Below are 7377 nucleotides of genomic sequence, written 5' to 3'. Positions count from 1 at the left end.
TAACCCTGTACAACGAGAGGCGATTACACTCCAGTCTGGGGTACGTGCCCCCGGCAGAGTTTGCGGCCCAGTATCATCAAGCCCAGATGTGACTTGACCCCCTGTCCGCCTTCTTGGGTGCAGTCCAGTCAGTCGCCGCTCTGAGGAAGGAGTGGTTCTTGCTCCAAGCACGGAACCATGGGCCAGAAGAACGTGCCTGGCATTCAGGTTCAAACTTGCCCGAATTGGTTGCAGGCAAGCAGCCATCGCCTCATCGAAGGTACGCACGTCACTGGCACCGAGCCTACTGCGGACGACTGCCGGCTCACAGAACGGAACACAGTGAAAATGCACAGCACCCCATTCATCCTGCAGAACGAGCGGCTTAGGGTCAACTTCCGGCCAACCCGTGATATGCAGATTCTGATGCCGCAGCAGGTGGCGCAGGAAGGCTAAACGTTCCGCGCTATCATGATTACCGGCAATGACAATGACTGGAACATTCAATGCCTGTAACTGCACAAGGACATCGTTAAGCACTTCGACTGCCTCCGGTGGAGGAACAGCTCGGTCGTATAGATCTCCACTGATCAGGATGGCATCAGGTCGATCACTGTGGACAAAATGAATTAATTGTTCGAGGATCTGTCGCTGAGCTGGGAGAAAGGACTCACCACCTAAGCGCCTTCCAAGATGCCAGTCAGCTGTATGGATAAATCGCATCGTTACTCCGTCTGCAAAGATGAGTGAAATAAGGGCAGTTGTAAGTCGGTAGAGTTAAGCCTTGCACACAGGATGCACAACCATAACGCCTCCAGTGGCTTGGTCGCTTGTGCCCATTCACTCCTGTAATGCCTTGATAAGAGCGTCCCGTGCATCGGTGTAGTACAGAATGGTCAGTTTGGCGGCCACGTCGTCCGACAGGTCGTTGAGTTGCTTGCGTGCGCTGATGGGCAGCAGCAGGGCCGCGGCGCGTTTCTCCGCAGCCAGCTCCGCCAGGTCGATAGCGTTATGCACCGGGTCTATGCCGCCGCCCAGGTTCAGATGACCCGCCGCAAGCAACCCGCCCTTGAGAGGCCTTTCCAGCAGAGCGCTGCACAGCGCCAGCAGGGCCGGCAAGCCCAGCCCGCTGCCGCTGCGGGCCGAGTCGAAGGCCCGGAGCTGCACGCTGTACTCATGCTGGCGCGGCTCCCGTTCTCCGACCAGCGTCCTGGCCTGGGAATACAGGTTCTGCTCGGCGAAGCGGATGCTCTCCTGGAAGGGACGCGGCACCGGATTGTTGAGTACCCGAACCCCGCTGCCTGGCCCCTCATTCACATCAATCCGGTACAGCCCGGCGTGTTCATCTTGCCCACCAGAACCGAGTGCCCAGACCTGTCCAGGCGGCAATGGGTCAGAGCCTATCGAATCGTCGCTCTGAAGTTCCGGTGTGGCGACGAACCGCTCCACCGCATCTTCTCCCAGCTGGTAACTGAAGTGCGTATTTCGGAACTCGGCGCTGCCAATGCGCTTTTGCTGCTCCTTCACCCGGCGGCGCATCTCGAGGGCCAGCCGCACTGCCCACTCCAAGTCGGCGTCTTTAATTTCAGCGGCCTCATCCGGCGAAATCAGCTTCAGCAGACCACCAACGGTGCGCTGTACGGCGGTGGTATCCCGGCCACTCAAGGCCCCACCCAGCCGGACACGGTGAGCGACTTTATTCCAGCGTCCCTCGAAGCGCAGCTGGTGCCAGCACTCAGCCAGGAAATCGCTGACCAGCCCAAAATGCTGGGTGAACAGCGCACTGTTCAGTTTGGGCACGTCCCAGCCTGGCAGGTAAGCGTGAATGCGGTCCATCAGTGCAGTGTCATCGCGCATCTCAGGGGGCATTGGGCCAAACAGATGCCCAATGCGCTGCTGGTGGGCCACGTCCACGTCGAAGTTCCCGACCATCACCACGCCGCCGTCCGCGCGGATGCTTTCACGCCCCCGCGAAAATTCGCCGCTCTCCATGTAGCCCTTCATGATGTTCACGCCGTCTTTCTGGTCAAAGGACACGCCGGAGACCTCATCAAAGCACACCACGTCGTACTGCGTGACCAGGCCGCGCTGCCCGTTGGCGTTATTCACGAACATGCGGGCCACGGTGGCTTTCCCGCCCGATACCAGGTGTGAATACGGCGACACCTGCTGGAACAGGTGAGATTTCCCGGTACCGCGGGGGCCAAGCTCCACCGAGTTGTAGTTGCGCTCGACGAACGGCACCATACGCAGTAGCAGGACGTCCCTGGCCCGCTCGGAGAGGGCCTCAGGTTCGAATCCCACGCTTCTGAGGAGGAGCGCCTTCCATTCCTCAGTGGTAAACTCCGCCCGTCCACGCGCCATTTCCTCGAGGGCCGAGCGTTTCGACAGCTGGATGGGACGTAGGGAAGCCACGCCGAAAGGCCGCCCGTTCTTCTCGGCGGCGATCACGGCGTCATACTCCAGTTCGACCTCAGCGTAGAAGCCGCCGGTCAGCATCCGCTCGTGCTCCTGCACCAGTTCCGAGGTAATACGCACGTCCTTGAGTTGCAGGCTAGGTAGTTCGACCAGATACGAGTCCGTTTTCGCGTCCAACCTTGCCGTGACCAGATCAATAAGTTTAACGCTGCCACGTTCCCTGGCCCGCGCTTTGAACAGTTCCTGGGTGCCGGCACGAACGGTGCGTTCACTCATCAGCCGCTCGACGACTTCCAGCCCTTCCCGGATTTCTTCCTGATCTGTCGTCGCACAGTACCGCCCCAGCAGGAATTCCCCCACGTAGGTGGGCACCGGGTACTGGCCTTTAAAGCGCTGGGCCAGGTCTTTGCGCACGATGTAACCCTCAAAGGCGCTGGCGGCCTTGCGGTCGAGTTCGTCGGTCATGATCTCAGTCATCCTTCATCCCCTACGATGACAGTCTGCTGCCTCACGACCTGTCCGTCCCGCAGGGCCACCAGAATGGCCGCCTCGCCTTCCAGGTCATCGGCTGGAACAAGCAGCGAGACCTGACCGTCTTCCCCGACCGATTTACGCGCGGTGATCAGCGAGCTTTCCGGGTCGGTGGCCTTACGGCGCAAGTCCACCATCAGTCCTGTGCCGCCGGTGACTTCCACCTTGCAGCGATTGTTTACCCAGCGGATGGACGTGAACGCGACGGGAACAGGTGCCCCCTCGCGCTTAATGGTGAGGACGGGGATGACGCTCTCCTGCAGGCTCAGGCCGCCGTGGGCGTAGGTTCCCCCCGCCTCAAACGAACTGATGGTCGGGGCGAGCGTGATGTCGACCGCGTGATCCCAGCTCCAGGGCAGCGTGCCGTACTCGGAGATGTTGCCGCTCTTCAGCAAGGCGCAGCGTTCCTTCTTGAAGAGCGTCTGGGAGCCGGGCAATTCCACTTTGTGCAGGCTGCCCGGAACCAGCAGCCAGCCGTGATCGGTGATGACCCGCACTTCCCGGAACCCGTGCGAGAGCAGTTCCACAATGGTTTCACGCAGCTTGTCGAGTTCGTCCTCGATGCGGGAGGCCAGCCGCAAGCCCTGGCTATGACCCATGCTGTCGAAATCGCCCGATTCCAGCCAGGCGGCCCCCGCTGGGTCAGGCAGACCCGAACCCGGTGGACTGAGAAATCCCCGCCGCGCCAGCTCACCACGCAACAACGCGGCGGTCTGGGTTTTACCCTGGAGGCCAAGCGTTAATTCCTGACTGTTCAAAGGCTCGATACCGGAACCGACCGGTGCGACAGCGGGTTTGGCCGATTTGGTAATGGTGGGAACAGTCGAGAACTGCCAGTCCAGCCGCACTTCCTCATCCTTCAGGTGACTGGCCAGCTGGGCCGCGAGGTCAAAGCGCAAACCGTCCACAAAGATAACCGCCAGGCCTGGCGCCGCACTCCATCCGTGTGACGGCGGCATGGGCAAAGTCCCCTGAGCTTCGACCGCCTGCCGAAAGATTTTGTTGACGCGCTCCAGCCATTCCAGGTACGGGGCGCGCACCACGCCGCCCAGGATCTGCCGCTGCAGGTCGGTGCGGGCACCTGCCAGCACCTGCACGACGGCCTGATCCACCTGGTAGCCGTTCGAGGCGAAGCTGTCCGCCAGTTCCTGGGGCGTAGAGCCACTCAGTGTTTCTGTGGTGCGCTGGGCCAGTTCCAGCAGCGGGGCCAGCGCACCTGCCAGAGGTGACTCCCGCAGGGCACTCCACACGACGTCCCGGCGTGCGCCATGCCGCCCTTCCAGAACCTGAAGGCCTTCCCGAACCAGGGCGCTGGCCTGCCCATGCAACCCTTCGAGCGCCGCTGCGAGTTCTTTCTCAGCAAATTCGTTGACCTGCGGCCATACTTCTGCCTGTTCCAGGATCCAGTCCGGCCCGGGTGTGGGGCCAGTGGTCGCCAGTCGCTCGCGGACGCCTGGAAACTGACCCGGTGACTGGGTGTACCGTTCCCACGCTTCCGCCAGGGAACCGCCACGTCCGGCCAGTTGCGCCGCCACGGTGGCGGGGCCACTGGTGAGATCGACGCCGTATTCGCTTTCCAGCGCTGCCTGCAAACCACCTGAAACCGGTGATTCCGGTTCACTCAGCCAGGTCAGCAGTTCACGCGCCAGATCCGGGTAAGAGAGCTGATCCAGGACGCCAGGGGTCAGCGGAGCCCGCTGCCTGAGGTCACTGACTTTCCGTTCCAGCAGCGTCTCCAGGTGACCTGCCACCACCGGGCGGGCGCTGCTCGCCACCTCGACGCCCAGCCCCTCGCCCTGGCGGTTGAGGAACGAGGCCACAGTCCAGTCGTTGCGGTCACGGCGTTCGAACATGGCGCCGCGGTACTGCAGTTCCACCAGGGGAGCAAGGGGTTCAGGAATATGCTCGTCGCGCAGCTGGTCATGTGAGACACCGGGCAGGTACACCACCGGAAGCGTCCCTGCGCAGGGATCCACCACGGTGCGAATCCAGACAGCTGGCCCGGTCTGGGTGGCCGGGTCGTACTTGCCGAGGGTCAGGACAGGACGCCGCTGGCGGAGGGCTTCGGCTGCCGCTCGCCATTCCCCGGTGCCATCCGGCCACAGCAGGCAGACGGGCGGTACGACGTCGCCGGGGTTGTAGGTTCCTGCTTTCTGCAGCGCCTGTTCCAGGGCGTCCAGGACGGTGATGTCGGTGGGTATGGTCATGTCAGGTCGTTTCCCAGGGGTTGAGGAGATGAATGCCGAAAGCTTGAAAATCTGAACGGTTACGCGTCACCAGGGTCAGGTCGTGGTGCAGGGCGGTGGCGGCGAGCAGGGCGTCCATGCAGGGCAACTGTTTTGGTTTCAGCCCACTGGCCATCACCATGCGGGCCCAGGTGACCATCACCTGCTCGTCAATGGGCAGGATGCGGCCCAGGTAATCCGGAAGCACACTGTGCGTCAGCCACTGGCGCAGGGCGGCCCGGCGGGCGGGATCGGTCACCTGTTCCGTTCCCCACTCGAGCTCCCCGAGGGTAATGGCGCTCAGGTACAGCTGGCTGAGCGGCTGGCCCTGGAGGAAGGCCACGACGGCCGGGGCCGGGCGGGCTTTGGTGGCCTCACTGATGACGTTGGTGTCGAGCAGGTACATTTGGCGACCTTACAGTTCGGGGATGTCGCGTCCTGGCCTGCTGGCCCGTACGGGTTCGAAGTCCGGCACTTTCGGGGCGCTGGAGAAGGTGTCCCAGCCGTTGCGCTCCTTCAGGGTGACCTGGCTGGCAGGCAGTACCACCGCCGCAGGTTGCCCACGCCGGGTGATCAGCTGCGGCTGCCCGGACTCGGCCGCGCGTACCACCTCCGAGAAATGGGCTTTGGCGGTTTCGAGTTTCCAGCGTTTATAGGTGGTCATGCATCCTCCAATCTGGTCAGCTGACCAGATTGTAGCAGGCCCGGTTGATCGCCTACGTGTTGCCACGCCGAACCCAGGCCCGGCGATACTCCACGACGGCTTCACGGCTGATCATGGTGTACAGATCAGCGAAATTGTCCAGGAGCGACTCGCGGTGACCGGTATACACCTCCACATCCGACTCGATGGGACTGCGGTAGAGAAAAACGCGGATGTCGTCACCGTTGGTGAGCAGGTAGTACGGTGCCTGCAGGAACATGGCGTAACTTCTGGCCTGACCCACGTGATCCGAGAGCCGTTTCCCCGCACGCTTGGCTTCGACAACCAGCAGGGCATGGTTGGCATCACGGTTCGGGCCGTCGAACAGCACAAAGTCCGCCTCAGCTCGTGTCCGTCGAACCCCGACCACGATGTCCACCGGGAAGCCGTCGGCACGGTTCTCCTCACGGTTCTCCTCACGGTACCCCAGTCGTTCGAGCAGAGGCAGGATGAAGCGAATTTCCACTTCGCGCTCACTGGCGAATGTTTTGGCCTTCACTTCAGTGAACCAGGGATCTTCACTGAAACCCGGCATGGTGCTGGCGGGTGGATCGGTGTTCGGCAGTGCCGGAGCAATCAGCGACAGCGTGACCCAGTCCTCACGGTCACACTCGGCCAGGTCTGGATTAACGTGAATCCCGACTTCCGCCAGGCGGCCCTGGATGCGGGTCAGGCGGTCGCCAGACTTGATCTTGAAACCGAATTCCTTGAGGAGCGTCCTGAGCAAGACCCGCCGCGACTTCTTTGGCGTCGCTTCCAGGGCCGCCTGGATTCTGGTAACCGGCTCAATCAGGTCAGGACTCGGTGCGTCAGTCATGGGTTCCTTTGCAGAGAATGAACTTCAGTCGAAGAGAGAAGGTTGCCGGGCGCTGACCGGGGCTGGATGGAGCGCTGACAGGAAGGCGTCCTGACCGCCCAGCGCTGCTGGCCACGCGCCCGACCGCCGCATTCCCAGAGCCATGGCTGCACACCGCGCCTGGCACGCCGCCGATTTCTGCGGGTTAAACGCGATATCGCTGAACCCTGCGTAATGTTCCAGCGCTTCCAGTTCGGTGGGATGTTGCGCGAGCGCTTGAAGGTAAAGCCAGTCGTAAAACGCGGTAGTGGGCTGCCCCGGCCACGCTTCACCGAAGAAGTCGAACCCGGCAATGTCGCTGCGTCCTTTGACCCGTTCGTCCAGTTTCGCGTCGCGGCTGGAAGCCCGGTAAAGGTCAGGGAAGTGGTCGCCATTCCTGAAGACCTTGCTGCCCTGGTAGGCGGATTCCACGGAAAGAGTCGTGCCGTCCAGAGCCGTGAACGTCAGGTTAAAGGCACTCAAGGCATTGCCCAGGCGCTCGCTGCCCTTCGAGGAGATTTCTAACAGCGGTTCAATGCCCTTGGCCTGAGCAGAAGCGTGAAGCTCTGCGATAGAGCGCTGTGCCTGGGCACGGGACATGCCGGGATGCCATTTAAAGGGAATGACCTTCTCCGCGACGAAAGGAGTCGCCGAAACAGGGAGGAAAACGGGACGCTCAGCCATAC

At 62.0% G+C, this 7377-nt stretch carries 7 protein-coding genes; all 7 read right to left on the bottom strand.

Features of this window, described 5'->3' with window-relative positions; genetic code table 11:
* On the bottom strand, positions 1-702 hold a 702-nt coding region (locus E5Z01_RS20380; protein ID WP_135230009.1), incomplete at its 3' end, for a metallophosphoesterase family protein.
* A 117-nt stretch (positions 703-819) separates the two neighbouring features.
* A complete protein-coding gene (gene brxL, locus E5Z01_RS14455; RefSeq protein ID WP_205750496.1) occupies positions 820-2874 on the bottom strand; it encodes a BREX system Lon protease-like protein BrxL in 2055 nt (684 codons plus the stop codon).
* The gene (pglZ, locus tag E5Z01_RS14450) at positions 2871-5135 is read right to left on the bottom strand and encodes a BREX-1 system phosphatase PglZ type B (RefSeq protein ID WP_135230008.1); all 2265 of its coding nucleotides are present in this window, start codon (positions 5133-5135) and stop codon (positions 2871-2873) included. Before pglZ ends, brxL begins: the two co-directional genes overlap by 4 nt.
* A 1-nt stretch (position 5136) precedes the next feature.
* Positions 5137-5559 (bottom strand): type II toxin-antitoxin system VapC family toxin, encoded by a 423-nt coding sequence (locus E5Z01_RS14445; protein ID WP_135230007.1) that lies wholly within the window; start codon positions 5557-5559, stop codon positions 5137-5139.
* Positions 5560-5568: 9 nt separating this feature from the next.
* Entirely contained in the window at positions 5569-5817 is a 249-nt protein-coding gene (locus tag E5Z01_RS14440) for a type II toxin-antitoxin system Phd/YefM family antitoxin (RefSeq protein WP_135230006.1), read from the bottom strand.
* Between the two features lie 52 nt (positions 5818-5869).
* A complete protein-coding gene (locus E5Z01_RS14435) occupies positions 5870-6673 on the bottom strand; it encodes a type I restriction enzyme HsdR N-terminal domain-containing protein (RefSeq protein WP_135230005.1) in 804 nt (267 codons plus the stop codon).
* Positions 6674-6697: 24 nt separating this feature from the next.
* Entirely contained in the window at positions 6698-7375 is a 678-nt protein-coding gene (locus E5Z01_RS14430) for a DarT1-associated NADAR antitoxin family protein (RefSeq protein ID WP_420810852.1), read from the bottom strand.
* Between the last annotated feature and the right edge of the window lie 2 nt (positions 7376-7377).

The organism is Deinococcus fonticola (assembly GCF_004634215.1).
GTDB lineage: Bacteria > Deinococcota > Deinococci > Deinococcales > Deinococcaceae > Deinococcus > Deinococcus fonticola.
The sequence above is the reverse complement of the archived record's forward strand: the minus strand, read 5'-3'. Positions and strand labels throughout refer to the sequence as shown.